12 protein-coding genes are annotated in these 15,304 nt (G+C 40.7%); 7 read left to right on the top strand and 5 right to left on the bottom strand.

What is annotated here, in order from left to right:
• Positions 1–15 precede the first annotated feature (15 nt).
• The 3 genes from CWC17_RS04235 to CWC17_RS04225 form a co-directional block, all read right to left on the bottom strand.
• Positions 16–831 carry an META domain-containing protein gene (locus CWC17_RS04235; RefSeq protein ID WP_138612162.1) on the bottom strand — a complete coding sequence of 272 codons (816 nt, stop codon included), beginning with the start codon at positions 829–831 and terminating at the stop codon, positions 16–18.
• 106 nt (positions 832–937) lie between these two features.
• Positions 938–1,504 carry a PhnA domain-containing protein gene (locus CWC17_RS04230; protein ID WP_055014683.1) on the bottom strand — a complete coding sequence of 189 codons (567 nt, stop codon included), beginning with the start codon at positions 1,502–1,504 and terminating at the stop codon, positions 938–940.
• Between the two features lie 69 nt (positions 1,505–1,573).
• Positions 1,574–2,332 carry a substrate-binding periplasmic protein gene (locus CWC17_RS04225; RefSeq protein ID WP_249935887.1) on the bottom strand — a complete coding sequence of 253 codons (759 nt, stop codon included), beginning with the start codon at positions 2,330–2,332 and terminating at the stop codon, positions 1,574–1,576.
• Positions 2,333–2,476: 144 nt separating this feature from the next.
• On the opposite strand from CWC17_RS04225, the gene CWC17_RS04220 reads away from it, so the two are divergent.
• The 7 genes from CWC17_RS04220 (at position 2,477) to CWC17_RS04190 (ending at position 11,661) form a co-directional block, all read left to right on the top strand.
• Positions 2,477–3,742, top strand: a complete 1,266-nt coding sequence (locus tag CWC17_RS04220; RefSeq protein WP_138612161.1) for an EAL and HDOD domain-containing protein — start codon at positions 2,477–2,479, stop codon at positions 3,740–3,742.
• A gap of 2 nt (positions 3,743–3,744) precedes the next feature.
• Positions 3,745–4,353, top strand: a complete 609-nt coding sequence (locus CWC17_RS04215) for a paraquat-inducible protein A (protein WP_138612160.1) — start codon at positions 3,745–3,747, stop codon at positions 4,351–4,353.
• A 63-nt stretch (positions 4,354–4,416) separates the two neighbouring features.
• Positions 4,417–4,782 carry a hypothetical protein gene (locus tag CWC17_RS04210; protein ID WP_249935886.1) on the top strand — a complete coding sequence of 122 codons (366 nt, stop codon included), beginning with the start codon at positions 4,417–4,419 and terminating at the stop codon, positions 4,780–4,782.
• 263 nt (positions 4,783–5,045) lie between these two features.
• On the top strand, positions 5,046–6,368 hold the full coding sequence (locus CWC17_RS04205; RefSeq protein WP_138612159.1) for a TolC family protein: 1,323 nt from the start codon (positions 5,046–5,048) through the stop codon (positions 6,366–6,368).
• Between the two features lie 4 nt (positions 6,369–6,372).
• Complete coding sequence (locus CWC17_RS04200) at positions 6,373–7,908, top strand: efflux RND transporter periplasmic adaptor subunit (RefSeq protein WP_138612158.1); 1,536 nt, start codon at positions 6,373–6,375, stop codon at positions 7,906–7,908.
• On the top strand, positions 7,905–11,027 hold the full coding sequence (locus tag CWC17_RS04195; RefSeq protein WP_138612157.1) for an efflux RND transporter permease subunit: 3,123 nt from the start codon (positions 7,905–7,907) through the stop codon (positions 11,025–11,027). The genes CWC17_RS04200 and CWC17_RS04195 overlap by 4 nt, the downstream gene beginning before the upstream one ends.
• Before the next feature lie 178 nt (positions 11,028–11,205).
• Positions 11,206–11,661, top strand: a complete 456-nt coding sequence (locus CWC17_RS04190; protein ID WP_055014691.1) for a hypothetical protein — start codon at positions 11,206–11,208, stop codon at positions 11,659–11,661.
• A 41-nt stretch (positions 11,662–11,702) separates the two neighbouring features.
• Here the strand turns inward: CWC17_RS04190 and CWC17_RS04185 are convergent, their stop codons facing one another.
• Together CWC17_RS04185 and ppk1 are read right to left on the bottom strand one after the other, a co-directional pair.
• A complete protein-coding gene (locus CWC17_RS04185) occupies positions 11,703–13,190 on the bottom strand; it encodes a Ppx/GppA phosphatase family protein (RefSeq protein ID WP_138612156.1) in 1,488 nt (495 codons plus the stop codon).
• Positions 13,183–15,270, bottom strand: coding sequence for a polyphosphate kinase 1 (ppk1, locus tag CWC17_RS04180; protein WP_138612155.1), 2,088 nt, complete (start codon positions 15,268–15,270; stop codon positions 13,183–13,185). The genes CWC17_RS04185 and ppk1 overlap by 8 nt, the downstream gene beginning before the upstream one ends.
• Positions 15,271–15,304 lie beyond the last annotated feature (34 nt).

The raw sequence follows: 15,304 nt of genomic DNA, 5'->3' as shown, positions 1-15,304 counted from the left end.
TAACTGGGCTTTTACTTAATTAAAATAAACCGCATTAAAGGTGGCAAGCGTGTTGCCACTGCTATCTTTTAATTCTAAAGACTCGCCTTCTATAGCCCATTTTTGTGTGTTATTGAGCATGTTTAACATCGCTGCTTCTTGCTCCATGCTTTGCGAACACATTTTTTTTGTGCTTGCTAATTGGCTAAACGATATTGAATGTTGCTCTGTACTGTAGCTGCCGCTGACGTTATTACATCCTAAAAAGCCGTTAACACGGTTGTCTTTATCAAATTGTATAAACGGCTCTTTTGTTCTTACACTGACTGTTTGTGCATTAATTGTCACTGCCTCCCAGTATGTATTTGCAAGAGTTACATCACTCTTAGGTGAGGCGACTCTTTCAAGCTCAATTTCGTGAAGGATCCCTGATTTTGCATTTTTAAAAGGGTTGTACTGCCTTGTGCTGGTATAAAGAACCTTGTCTTTATTAATGATTCTGGCTGTGAGGCTATAGCGGTGTTTATCAACAATGTTGTTGTCATCATACGCAAGCTCTACGGTATACGGTGGCGCTTTGTTTATATCTAGGATTTGTTGAGTGATTATTTCGGCTTTTACGTCTGCTTTTGATACATCAGATAGCGTTACGATCAGTTGTGACCCTGGGCGTGGCATACTGCGATCTTTATAGCTTACTTGAGCGGTCAAACCCATCACGTTTTTTTCTTGTGCTGTAGATTGTGACTCGTTAGCTGGTTTTTCACAGCCCGCTAATGTGAGTGCACTTAGTGCTAATAAACCTAAGCTTGTAAATGTGCGTTGTTGAAACCTCAATTGATGTTTAGCCATGCTTGCGCTCCTTATTCCTGTATTGCTGGTAAGTGTAGGGGGAGGGAGCTTAATCATTGCTTAATTTTTAAGGCATAAAAAGGCGCTAATGCGCCTTAGCATAAAGCTATTTTTTGACAAACTTAGTTAAAATAACAATGCGTTGACCCTCTACACGCCCTTCAATATGCTCAGGGTTACTTGTTAAGCCTATGTTGCGTACTGCTGTGCCGCGTTTGGCGGTTAAGCTACTGCCTTTCACATCTAAGTCTTTAATTAGCGTAACGGTATCGCCAGCTTGAAGTACTACGCCGTTACTATCTACATGTTTTATATCGTCATCTTCAGCAAGGGCTTTTTTGGCCCACGCAAGTGTGTCTTCTTCAAGGTAAATCATATCTAGCGCATCTTGTGCCCAGCCACTATCAACAGCTAAGCGTGTAAGCATTCTATAGGCTACCACTTGTACGGCAGGCGTTTGGCTCCACATGCTGTCGTTTAAACAGTGCCAATGTGTTGGGGTAAGCTCGCTGTTGTTTTCTATTTGATCTTTACAGGTTTGGCACGTGTAAATGCATTTATCTGAGTGGGTTTCGGTAACAGGAGGTACTTCGTAAACAGATAAGTGTTCGGTTGCGCTGCACAATTCACACTGATTATTGCTGCGCTCGATTAAGGCTTTTTCAATACTCATAAGGCATTCTTATATAGGAGGAGGTTTACATTTGGCCGTATTATACCCCAGTGGCGGCTCAGGGCGATACTAATCCCTTAAGTTTTGTGCGGGTATTGGCTCTATGTACTTATCTTCGATACGTTTTATATAACCATTGCTGTGTAAGTAAGCAATTGCTTGGTTTATTTTAGGCAGTAGGGCTTTATGCTTAGCTAATAACCGTACTCTTAAATATCCGTGCGAATGCTGCGCGCCAACCCCAATTTTAATATTTAACTGCTTAGACCAATACGCTGCGGTGTGAATCCCCATAATGGCAACATCAATACGCGCTTTAGATAATGCAATTAGTAGCTCTTTTTCAGAGGGAAAGTCGACGCGATTATATTTTTCATCATCGTGGTAATCGTAACCAAGTACGGTACCAACCTCTTTCGAATATAAACTTTGTTCAGTTTGATAATGCGCTACTTTATTAGGTAAAGCTATAATCATTTCAGTTGCGGGGAGCAGCGGGTCTGAAAAAACATAGTAAGGATTATCCCGCTCGTTTTGGGCTAACCATTTTAAAGAGAACACATCAAAATCTATAAAACCGTTTTCTAAATACTTGGCAATGCGTTTGGTGGGTAGCTCCACATGATTGACGGTAATATTTGCCTGCGCCATTAAAGTGGTAATAATTTCTGGCAAAATACCAGGGTTTTCTGGGTTACTGGTGTAAAAAGGGTAATGGCTGCCCGATGCACTAACATTATAGTTAAGCTCTGGCTGGCTTTGCTCTGCATTGGCAAATGTAGCAAGGTGGGCAATAAATAAGAATAAAAACAACTTTAAAAAAAACAAATAAATAACCTTTGCTAAACTTTTAAGAGTGAGTGCTATGTAATTTAGCTTTACATGCAAGGATTCTAGAATCTTCATGGTAGTTGAATTACAGTATATAACTTAATTGTAATAAACAACGTTAAATAAGATAGGTTTTTATAAGTGAACCCTACAAATATTTTTGAGAACGGGCAAAAGCTAACGCAGTTTGTTGCAAGGCAACCAATTTTTGATGCACAGCAGAATGTATTTGCGTATGAATTGCTTTATCGCGATTCAGCCCACAATGCTTTTCCTGTGGGGACTTCTGATGAGCAAGCAACTAGCCGCTTATTTTTTAATACATTAATGATGTTAGGGCCAGATAAACTTACAGCACATCACTTAGCGTTTATTAATCTTTCTTCCGCCACTATTTTAGAAAACTTTCCAAAATTGCTAGTGCCCCAAAATTGTGTGTTAGAAATCGTTGAGCGTACAAATAAAATAGCAGAGGTTACTCAACGAGTTAAAGCGCTTAAGCAAGAGGGGTACAGGTTTGCTTTAGATGATTACGATGGTGACGATAAGTGGGCGCCATTACTTGCGCATGTTGATTACATCAAAATTGAAATGGACGATGTAATAATTAAGACCAATATGCGGATAAAAAAAATTAAACGCGCTAACCCGCATGCAAAAGTGATTGTTGAGCGCATAGAAACACATGCGCAATTTCATTCGTTAAAAAAAGCGGGTTGCGATTTATTTCAGGGTTACTTTTTTGCACGTCCTGAAATGATCACCTACAAAGATGTGGAGCCGGGCAAGGTGATTGTGTTTGATTTACTGCGCTTTACGGCAAAAGAATCTTTATGCTTTGATGAAATACAAAAGCAAGTAGCCAGAGATGTAGCCATTACAGCGCGTGTATTAAAGTTAGCTAATGCCCGCTCGAGTAGTACCAAATTAACTATTACCTCTATATCGCAAGCGGTTGTGTATTTAGGAGAGGATAGCATCAGGCAGCTAGTTCGCGTTTTAGCTCTGAGTGAATTAGGCGCTGATAAACCGACAGAACTTACAAAGCTTGCGTTAACCAGAGCCCAGTTTATTGCGCTATTGTTAGGTCAGAGTCATCCAGAATTGGTTGGCCAAGGCTATTTGGTTGGGCTGTTTTCTGTAATGAATGCAATTTTAGATACCGACCTTGAAGCGATTGTTAAAGAATTTTCGTTAGATGAAAGTATTGCCCAGGCATTATTAAACAATGATGGCATTTTAGGGCAAAGCCTTGCGCTTATTAGAGCGTTTGAACTAGATGAAATGGATAAAATAGCGACACTAATGCCAGCAATAAACAGTGACCTGCATATAGGACATATTTTTAATTATGTGCTTGATGCTGTGCTGTATAGTGACGAAATTATTGAGGCTATAGCAGAATAAATATGCGTAATTGGTTATCTATTTTAAGTATTGTGGTTGCATTAGGGCTGTTATTCCCAGGGGTTACTAAGCCCGTATTGACGATTGAGGGTAACATTGATAAATCGCAACTGGCTAAGGTTGGGATAGACATGTTAGCCGAGGAAGGCGATGGCCGGACCCGCAGTATGTTAATGATGTTCTCTAGCATGTTAGGGCTTGATAAATTAGAAGGTGAAATAAACGCGTACAACAAAACCCAAAGTATATGGGGGACTATTAATGAGCTGGCTAGCAATAATAATTTATTTGTAGCGGCGCTAGTTGGGTTGTTCTCTATTGTGATTCCATGTTTAAAGCTACTGATGCAATTGCTGTATTGCTGCTTGCCGGCCAGCGTATTTAAAAATAAGTTAGGTGTAGTTATTTGCGCGCTGAGCAAGTGGAGCATGGTGGATGTGTTTGTTATTGCGTTAATAGTGACTTATTTGGCAGGCAATGCACATGGCCAAAGTAGCGATTTACTCATTATGCATAGCACGTTTGGCGAGGGGTTTTGGTATTTTAGTGCTTATTGTATTTTTGCTATTTTAGCGAGTAGCTTAATTACCCCGCCTAAAAAAGAAAATTAATTATTTGAGTTCGCTCAACAACTCAAATATTATTATTGGGTAATTTACTTAATAGGCTTAGTTTTGCAGCGTTTTTACTCAAATTTGCTCGTTGTTGTGATGTTACTCACGTTTGTGGGGCAAGCCGTTGCGTCTGTAAATCAGCAGTGCGAAATGCCACATATGAGCCTATCAGCAAAGCATGCCACACATGTAATGAGCGAGAGTAAATTGCCTACAGGTATGATGGAAATGGGTTGCTGCAATGATGAAGCCGATATTCAAAATGAGTGTCATTGCCCAATAAATGGCTGTGGAAGCAGCTCTATTTTAACGTCTCCAGCCTTATTTACTGCTTTTTCGTTATCGAGTGAAAAAGTTACCCTGATTAATAGCGGTCTCTCCTCCCCACCCAGTAATACCTTATATCGCCCTCCTATGTTTGCTTAAACGCAGGATAGGTGTGATACCAATCGACCTGATTATTAAGCCATTTAGCGTGCCAAATAAAGCGTTAACAGCGATATAAACCTCTCATGTAGAACACCTACATGGCGATGTTTATGCCTTGTTATCACTGTATTTAACTGTTGCTATAAATACTTAATAACTCATTACCATTGGTATGCGTGAAATTTAGCTATATTGGCTTAAAGCGCCTGTTCTGCTTGTTAATTTAAGATTTTTATTTTTAATTTTAGATGGAGCAGGCAATGACCCGCACTGTAATTTTTAAAGCTGTATTACTGAGCGCCACCTTATTTGGTGTTGTATTTAATAGTGATGCCATAGAAAAAGTACCCACCCTTAATTTAACGGATGCCATAAACATGGCGCTCAATAACGAGCCGTGGCTGAGCGCCAGTGAGCAAAAGCAAGCCGCCGCCACAGCGCAAAGTATTGCTGCAGGTACTTTACCAGACCCAGTACTGAGCATAGGTTTACAAAGCGTACCCGTTGATGGTTTTGCGTTTGATCAAGAAAACATGACGCAATTAAAACTGGGTATAAGCCAAAGCTTTAGTCGTGGTAATAGCCTGGCACTTAGCCAGCAAGCAATAAAAGAAGAAGCACTTGAGCAGCCGTGGCTGAGGGCGCAGCGAAAGGCGCAGGTAAAAGCGAGGGTGATGGAGCTGTGGTTAAATGCCTACAGAGCACAGCAAAGTATTGCATTAATTGAACAAGATAAAGCATTATTTACCCAGCTAATTGAAGTTACCGAAGCCAGTTATTCCAGTAGCTTAGGCAAAACTCGTCAGCAAGATATTATTCGCTCACAGTTGGAGCTCACACGCCTTGAAGATAAACTGATTGTATTAGCACAGCAGCTAGACGCCGCTAAACAAGGGTTAGCTCAGTGGTTACCACACAGCATATTACGTCAACCATTAAGCGACACTTTTACAGTGCCAACCCCGCTTACACAATTTAATAGCTTAGGCTTTAATGAGCTGATTAAGTTACTTATGGCGCACCCCTCTATGGTGGCAATAGATCAGCGTATAGCCGCTAAACGCACACAAGTGAGCCTTGCTAAACAGAGCTATAAGCCACAACTTGGCGTAAATATGGGTTATGGCTACCGCGCTGATAACCAATTTGGTGAATCGCGTGCTGATTTACTTTCGGTTGGCGTGAGTATTGATTTACCTTTATTTACCGACAACAGACAAGATCAGCAAGTTAAAGCCGCTATTGCCACTGCAGAGGCCATTAGAACCGACAAACGCGTGGCGTTACAAAACCTAAAAGGGCAGTACTTTAAAGAGGTTAGCCAGCTTGAGCGAATTAAGCAGCGCCATACGCTTTATCAAAGCACATTATTACCGCAAATGTCGCAACAAGCGCAGGCTACTCTAAACGCGTACACCCGTGATGATGGCGACTTTTCTGATGTTATGCGTGCGCGTATTAGTGAGCTAAATGCCAAAATAGATGCGCTTAATATTCAAATAGACAAACATATTATTATTGCTCGCCTAAATTATTACGCAGCCAGTTTAGACTCGCTAGTAATGGCTGAGTTACGAGGGTAAAAAAATGAAAACGAACTTAAAATACCTTGTAGCACTGCTTATTGGCGCCGCGTTAATGTTTATTGCTAATCGCTGGCTGATTAATGACACTGAACACTTAGCTACAACCGCTGATAGTAAAAAAGCGAAGCCGCTGTATTGGGTTGCGCCAATGGACAGTAATTATAGGCGCGATGAGCCAGGCCTGTCGCCAATGGGCATGGAGCTAGTACCTGTGTATGCAAACACTGAAAATGACAGCCCAGGTACTATAAAAATATTACCTGAAGTGGTTAATAACTTAGGCGTTAAAACCAGTAAAGTGCAAGTTAAAACGCTGCAAAGCAATATTAATACAATCGGTTATGTGCAATACAACCAAGACCAGGTAACCCATATTCATCCCCGAGTCGAAGGGTGGATAGAAACGTTATTTGTAAAAGCGCAAGGGGAGCCCGTTAGTGCTGGTGAGCCTCTTTACACGCTTTATTCTCCTGAGCTTGTGAACGCGCAAGAAGAATTCTTACTTGCAGTAAATAGAAAAAACAGCGTATTGATCCGGGCTGCCAAAGCGCGTTTAGAATCGCTAAATGTGTCTGATGGCTTTATAGAACGCTTAGAAAAAAATAAAAAAGTGATGCAAAACATTACGTTTTACGCGCGTCAAAGTGGCGTGCTTAATGAGCTTAATATACGTGAAGGTTTTTATGTTAAGCCCGGCACCTCAATGATGAGTATCGCTAAATTAGATCAAGTATGGGTAGAAGCAGAAGTATTTGAGCGCCAAGCAGCTTTAGTAACCAAAGGGCTCCCCGTGACGATGACACTTGATTACATCCAAGGTAAACAGTGGCAGGGCGTAGTAGATTACATTTACCCAGCGCTTAATACTCAAAATCGTACTTTACGTGTAAGGCTGCGTTTTGAAAATACGGCCGGGCTTCTTAAACCTAATATGTTTGCTCAAGTAAGCATTCACACACACAGTAACTCAGCGCAACTTGTTATACCCAAGCAAGCGCTTATTCGTACAGGTGCACAAAACCGAGTAGTACTTGCCCTAGGCAATGGACGCTTTAAATCCGTGGCAGTAAAGGTTGGGCAGATTAGTCAACAAGAGGTGGCTATTCTATCAGGCATTACCAAGGAGGATAGTGTTGTGACTGCTGCGCAGTTTTTAATAGACTCTGAGTCGAGTAAGGACTCCGACTCTAAACGTATGAGCGCATCAAGCACTCAAGCCATAAGCAATATGCCTGACATGGAAATGGACAAGGCTGAAGCGGTTCAAACAGCCACAGTAATGGGGACCATAAATAATATAAACCCAGGGCAGCGGGTAATTAACATTAGTAGAGAGGCTATTGCTAAATGGAACAGAGGCCCCGCTACGATGGACTTTATACTTGCTAAAGCGCTTGATATTAGTGCGCTTTCCCCTAATCAGCAGGTTCATTTTACCTTTAGCATTATTGACGGTGAATTTGTAATAAGCAAAATTGCTGAACACTCCACTGACAAAGGCGCAGCTCATCACTCAATGCATGGGGAGTCATTATGATAGCTGCTGTTATTCGCTGGTCGGTCGTTAATCGCTTTCTCGTTTTGTTGCTGAGTATTATTGTATTTGGCGCGGGTATTTACAGTGTTAAACAGACTCCCGTTGATGCGCTTCCAGATTTATCGGACGTACAGGTCATTGTTAAAACCAGCTACCCAGGCCAAGCGCCCCAAGTGGTGCAAGACCAAGTTACCTTCCCGCTTACTACGGCCATGCTGTCTGTGCCTGGCGCTAAAACAGTGCGTGGTTTTTCGTTTTTTGGCGACTCATATGTGTATATTATTTTTGATGAAAATACCGATATTTACTGGGCCCGCAGCCGCGTTCAAGAGTATTTAAGTCAGGTAGAAAGCCGCTTGCCGACTAGCGCAAAAACGCAACTTGGACCCGATGCTACAGGGGTGGGTTGGGTTTATTTATATGCGTTAGTTGATAAAACAAATCAGCTCAATATTAGCCAGCTTCGTAGCTTGCAAGATTGGTTTCTAAAATTTGAACTACAAAGCGTTGAAGGGGTATCTGAAGTGGCCACAGTGGGTGGCATGATAAAGCAGTACCAAGTGGTTGTAGACCCCATTAAGTTACGTGCTCATGGCCTTCCTCTTAGTTTGATACAAACGGCTATTAGCCGAGGTAATCAAGAAACTGGCGCCTCAGTAATCGAAATGGCTGAAGCTGAATACATGGTAACCAGCACAGGTTATATTAAAAGTGTCGCCGACTTAGAAGCCATTCCATTAGGAATTAATGCCCAAGGAAGTGCATTACAATTACGAGATGTAGCAAATGTACGCTTAGGCCCACAAATGCGACGAGGCATTGCAGAGCTTAATGGCGAAGGCGAGGTTGCGGGTGGCATTGTGGTGATGCGTTATGGCGAAAACGCCCAAGAAACGATTTCTCGGGTAAAAGCAAAACTTGAGTCATTAAAACAAGGGTTACCCGAAGGGGTTGAAATAATGCCGGTTTACGACCGCTCCACGTTAATAAAAAGCGCGGTTGATAACCTGAGCAGTAAATTGTTTGAAGAGCTCATTATTGTAGCCTTAGTGTGCGTGGTGTTTTTATTTCATGTGCGCTCATCGCTGGTGGCTATTATAACCTTGCCGATGGGCATTTTAATGGCTTTTATTGTGATGTATTGGCAAGGTGTAAACGCGAATATTATGTCCTTAGGGGGGATAGCGATTGCCATTGGCGCGATGACAGATGGTGCTATCGTAATGATAGAAAACATGCATAAACACATGGAAAAAACGCCACTAACCAAACAAAACCGGTGGGATATAGTGACTAAATCGGCCACCGAGGTCGGCCCTGCGTTATTTTTTAGTTTACTCATTATTACCGTAAGTTTTATGCCTGTATTTATTTTAGAGGCGCAAGAAGGGCGCATGTTCGCCCCGCTTGCTTATACAAAAACGTATGCGATGGCAGCCTCTGCCGGTTTAGCGATAACCTTAGTGCCGGTGTTAATGGGCTACTTTATTCGGGGTAAGGTCATTTCTGAGCATAAAAACCCTGTTAATAGAGCCTTGGTTGCAGGGTATAAACCGCTGTTAGCCACCGTACTTAAATTTCCAAAAAGTACGTTATTTATTGCATTTATAGTGACGGTTATAGGCTTTTATCCGGTAAATAAAATAGGCAGTGAGTTTATTCCTTTGCTAGATGAAGGTGACTTAATGTATATGCCAACAACTTACCCAGGGCTTTCTATTGGTGAAGCACGAAAAATTTTACAGCAAACAGACAAGCTCATAGCCTCAGTGCCAGAAGTAAAAACTGTATTTGGCAAAATAGGGCGAGCTGATACCGCTACCGACCCCGCACCGCTGACAATGATTGAAACCTTTATTCAATTTAAGCCCCAATCACAGTGGAGAGAGGGCATGACGAAGCAAAAAATTAAAGCCGAGCTAGAAAGCTTAGTTGCATTACCGGGCCTTACAAATGCGTGGGTTATGCCAATAAAAACACGGATTGATATGCTTGCCACCGGTATTAAAACGCCCGTAGGTATTAAAATTGCGGGCCCAAGCTTGTTAGAAATTCAAAACATTGGGCAGCAAATTGAGCAGTTGTTAAAAGATGTGCCTGGCACGGCCTCTGTGTATTCAGAGCGTGTGGCCACAGGGCGTTATATTAAAGTGGATATAAACCGCGAAAAAGCAGCACGGTATAATCTAAATATAGCCGACATACAACAGGTTGTAGCCACTGCCATTGGCGGCTCAAACGTGACTGAAACAATTGAAGGGCAACAGCGTTACCCGGTAAATTTACGCTACCCGCAGCGCTTTCGTGCTTCGCCTGAAGATTTAAAATTATTACCTATTATTACACCATCAGGGCAACATATTGCACTTGGTGATGTTGCTAAAGTATTTATTGAAGATGGCCCTACCGGCATTAAAAGCGAAAACGCGCGTTTAAATGGGTGGAGCTTAATTGATATTAAAGGCAGTGATATTGGCAGCTATGTAGCACAAGCGCAGCAAGTACTTAGCGATAACCTGCAATTACCCGCTGGTTATTCAATTACGTGGGCAGGGCAGTACGAATACATGCAACGCGCAAAAGCAAAGCTTACTTATGTGATACCGCTTACACTCGCGATTATTGTAATACTGCTATACCTTAATTTTAAATGCCTAAGCGAAGTACTTATTATAATTGCCACCCTTCCTTTGGCTATGGTGGGCGGCATTTGGCTAATGTACTTTGAAGCGTTTAACTTTTCGGTGGCAGTGGGTGTAGGGTTTATTGCATTGGCTGGTGTTGCCGTAGAAATAGGCGTCATAATGCTTGTATATTTAAACCAAGCTTATACAGCGCAACGCCAGCAGTGCGAGCAAACCGGAACTGCATTTAACTTACAAGCGCTACAACACGCTATTATGCAAGGAGCGGGGCTAAGAGTGCGCCCCGTAATGATGACGGTAGCGACAATTATTGTTGGTTTATTACCTGTTTTATACGGTACGGGCACTGGCAGCGAAGTAATGAGCAGGATAGCTGCGCCTATGGTAGGCGGCATGTTAAGTGCGATTATACTTACATTATTAGTTATCCCCGCCGTGTATTTACTGTGGAAAAAGCGGCATATTTCTCATTAAAGCAAAGGGCAATACGCTTTGTATTGCCCTATAAAAATTACCCGTATTTTGTAACTTGTACCAAACAAACCGCCTAGCTCCTCTTTTTTTCTATTTAATTCATTGTTTTTAATAAAGTTTATGTTGGCACGTTTTACGCAACTCATCTCTTATACAGTCAACTCAGTAAGGAATGCACATGCAAGTTAAAACAATTAAAGAAGTGTACGATTGGACCGTTTTATTTCACACACAAATGGCGGCAAATTTTTACAGCGTTAAGGAGTTGCTTGACGAACGTAATGCAATGCTAGTGGACTATTATTTAGATTATGAAAAAAAGTTAGCTGAAGACCTAGTTGGCTTTAAAGCAATTACTGAGATCAATACTTTAGATACTTACAGCTACGAATACTTTGCAGATAACCCCGAGCTAATTACGTTTAAGGATATAAGCAAAGACCAAGAGTTTGATGAAAAGGTTATTCAAAATTATCTCTCTGAGCAGCATAAAAAAGTAATCGAACTTTACGAGTACTTATTAGAGCGCGCAGAAACAGAAAACGGTAAAGAAAAGCTCGAGCAAATTTTAGAGCTCGAGAAGCAAGGCATTAAGCAAATGATGCAAAGCTCAAACCGCCATATGGATATGTAAGCCCAACATGTAAAGGCTCGCTTTAAGCGAGCTTTTTATTACTAAATGCACTCAAACTCAATCCCCGCTTTTTTTAAATAGAGTTGTTCTTGCTCAAGATCTGCTTGAAGTAGAGTATGCTCTTGCAAGTAGCCATTACTAAATTTAATAAACAATCCTAAGTTGCTTGCGCTTATTACCATATCAGGCTTTAAGCTAACTTGGCGTTTTTGATTAAATAAAATAGCTAAACGTAAAATAACAATAAGCTTAAGTACGTGCTTTTGAGAAATAGTTAAAAACTCTGGCAGCTCAGTCAGTTTAATTTTTTTACGATAAAAGCGTATAAGTGAGCTTAAAATAAGTTGCTCTTGCTGCGTAAAACCGGGTAATTGACTATTTGCCACTATATAAGCGCTGTGTTTGTTAATGCCTGAAGAGTTAATGGATAAACCAATTTCATGTAATTTTGCTGCCCACGTCAGCAACGCAATATCATCGTTGTTATCTAGATACCACACATTTTTTAGCTGTTTATAGAGCCAAATAGCCGTATCAGCAACACGTGCTGCGTGCGTTTTATCAGCGGTATAGCGCTCACTTAAATTATTAATAGTGTTTGAGCGAATATCCTTGTCGGCCAGCTTCTGCTGCATTTCGTGCAGCAACCCTTCTCGTAATGAAAAGTCGCTATAGGTAAGCTCTTTAATGGCAAACTCTGTAAATATTGCGATTAAAATTGCTAAGCCACCACATATACTTTGTTGGCGCTCAGGTGTGAGCCCTGCAATAGTTAAGTTATCAATGTGTTTAGCACTAATACACTGCCCTTTTAAAGTGAGTAAATTGTCAAAGGTGATTTTAGGCTGTTGCGTATTGGCAGTGTTTATTATCGCTAATATTGATTTTATAGTGCCTGAGGTACCAATTACTGATTGCCAATTTACATTTACATAAGTAGAAAAAATAGCCTCGAGCTCTTGCTCGGCTTTTATTTGCGCTTTGTTAAAGCGTTTGGCCGTTATTTTACCATCGCTAAAAAACTGTTTAGTAAAGCTTACGCAACCCATATTGCGACTAGATAAAAGTTTATGCTTAAAATGATTACCTATAATAAGCTCGGTACTGCCGCCGCCAATATCGATCACTAAACGGTTTTCTTCATTATGAATATAATGTGCTACACCTTGATAAATAAGGCGCGCCTCTTCTTGGCCAGCGATTACATCGATATGGAAAGGAAACACATTACTTGCTTGTGCTAAAAAGGCATTAATATTTTTAGCTCGCCTAAAGGTGTATGTAGCCGCCACTTTTACGTTACTGGCAGGAAAATCGTGCAACGTTTTAGCAAATTGCTTTAGCACCACTAAAGCACGATCGATGGCTGCTTGGCTTAAGCGAAACTGGTCATCTAATCCATCAGCTAAATAAACGCGTTGTTTTTCTTTATGTAGAATTTGCAAAGTGCCGTTCACTTCCCGAGCAACCACTAAATGAAAGCTATTGGAACCTAAATCAACGGCAGCAATGGAAGGATGATCATTCATTATAATAAGTGTGTTCCCATTTTTTTAGATAATCGTAAATGGCTATTTGAGAGCGAATTTTTTTACGGTTACCCCGTCTTACATAAGCGTTTTTTTGTTCGCTATCAATAATACGTGCTTTGGTACGGTCTTTAAATTGTAGCTCTAATATATCAATTATGAGGCGTTTTAACTTAACATCTAATATAGGCACGCCTACCTCAACACGGTGATCTAGGTTACGTGTCATCCAATCAGCAGAGGATATAAATACTTTTTCATCGCCATTATTTCCAAATACCATTACCCGAGGGTGCTCTAAAAAACGGTCAACAATACTAATTATCTTAATATTATCGCTAAGTTGAGGCATACCAGGAATAAGTGAGCACATGCCACGTACAATAATTCTAATTTTAACCCCTATTTTGCCTGCAAGGTACAGCCTATCTACCAGCTCTTTATCAGCGAGGTTGTTTACTTTTACAGTAATTTTGCCCGGTTTGTTGTTATTAACATGGTCAATTTCGTTATTGATTAAATTAAGCAGCGTTTCACGGGCATTTATTGGCGAAAGCATCAGGTGGTCAAATTTAAAGGGTTTATAACTGCTCTCTATAAATCTAAATACGCTGTCGCTTTCTTCACAAATACCAGTGTGGCGAGTAAATAAGCTAAAGTCAGTGTAAATTTTGGCTGTTTTTTCATGAAAATTGCCTGTGCCAATATGAGCGTATTTTACTATTTGGCCTTTTTCTTTACGGTGCACCATACATAATTTGCTGTGTACTTTTAATGCGGGTATACCAAAAATCACTTTAATACCTGCACTGCTTAGCACCTTTGCCCATTCAATATTATTTTGCTCGTCAAAACGTGCTTTTAACTCGACCATAACGGTCACTAATTTTCCGTTTTTAGCGGCATTAATTAATGAAGAAATTAACCTAGACTTACTCGCTACACGATAGATATTTACCTTTATTTGTGTAACTTTGGGGTCAAATGCCGCTTGGCGCACATATTCAAGCACATGGTTAAAGGTATGATAGGGGTAATAAAGTAAAATATCTTGCTCACTAATGGCATCAAATACACTGGCGTGCTTTTTAAATGCACTACTTTGCAATGCGGGAAGGGGTTTGTTTTCTAAATATTGGCGCCCTACATTAGGGAACGTTATAAAGTCTCTAAAATTACGATAACGCCCCCCAGGAATTAACGCATCATGATGCGTGACACCGAGGCGCTTTTTCATCACTTTGAGCATGCTTTCAGGCATGGCTTGATCGTAAACTAACCTTACCGGCTCGGCATAAATACGTTGTTTTAATCCTTTGGACATTTTATCAAGCAAGCCAGCTTCTAGTTCATCATCTAGGTTGTACTCGGCATCGCGGGTTAATTTTATTGCATAACCGGCAATGCTTTTATAGGAAAAAAAACTACTAAATACATCATTTAAAAAGTAAGTGATTACATCGTCAAGCATCACAATAGTTTTATGGCGGCGGGTTTTTTCTGGAGGCAGGTTTATAAAGCGATCAACCCTGTCGGTGGGTACCTCAAGCATGGCGTAATAACTTTTTTCATCACTCATTTCTACAAATAGGTAGGTCATGGTGTCGTTTATATAGTCGGAGTAATCTTTGTTTTCGTTAAGTAAAATAGGAGAGGTGTGCTGTAGAACGTGCTCATGAAAATAATTTTTTAGCCAGTTTAAATGAAACACACTTAGCTCATCAGGGCGGCTTACGTGAATATTATGATGGTTTAGGTCGATTAATACTTGCTGATGAATGTGGTTAAACTTTTTACCTAACTGACGCACTTTTTTTTGTATCTCGCTAAGTAGTATTTCGTCTTCTTCAAAGTTAGCATCGGGGAGTTTATTTAGTAAAATTCGGCGTTTTACCTTTGCAACACGTACTCTAAAAAACTCATCTAAGTTATTAGAAAAAATACCTAAAAAACGCATGCGCTCGATAATTGGGTTATTTTTATCTTTAGCTTCTTGCAGCACACGCTCGTTGAATGACAGCCAGCTTAGCTCTTTTGCAAAATATTCAGTTGTTTGAGAGGGAGTTATGTGGGCATTCATCTCTATTCCATTATTAGGATATGCTTTAAGTTTA

Origin of the sequence: Pseudoalteromonas sp. S3785 (genome assembly GCF_005887365.1) — a bacterium.
Classification (GTDB): Bacteria; Pseudomonadota; Gammaproteobacteria; order Enterobacterales; family Alteromonadaceae; genus Pseudoalteromonas.
Note: the sequence above shows the minus strand (reverse complement) of the source record. Positions and strands in the feature narration are given on the sequence as shown.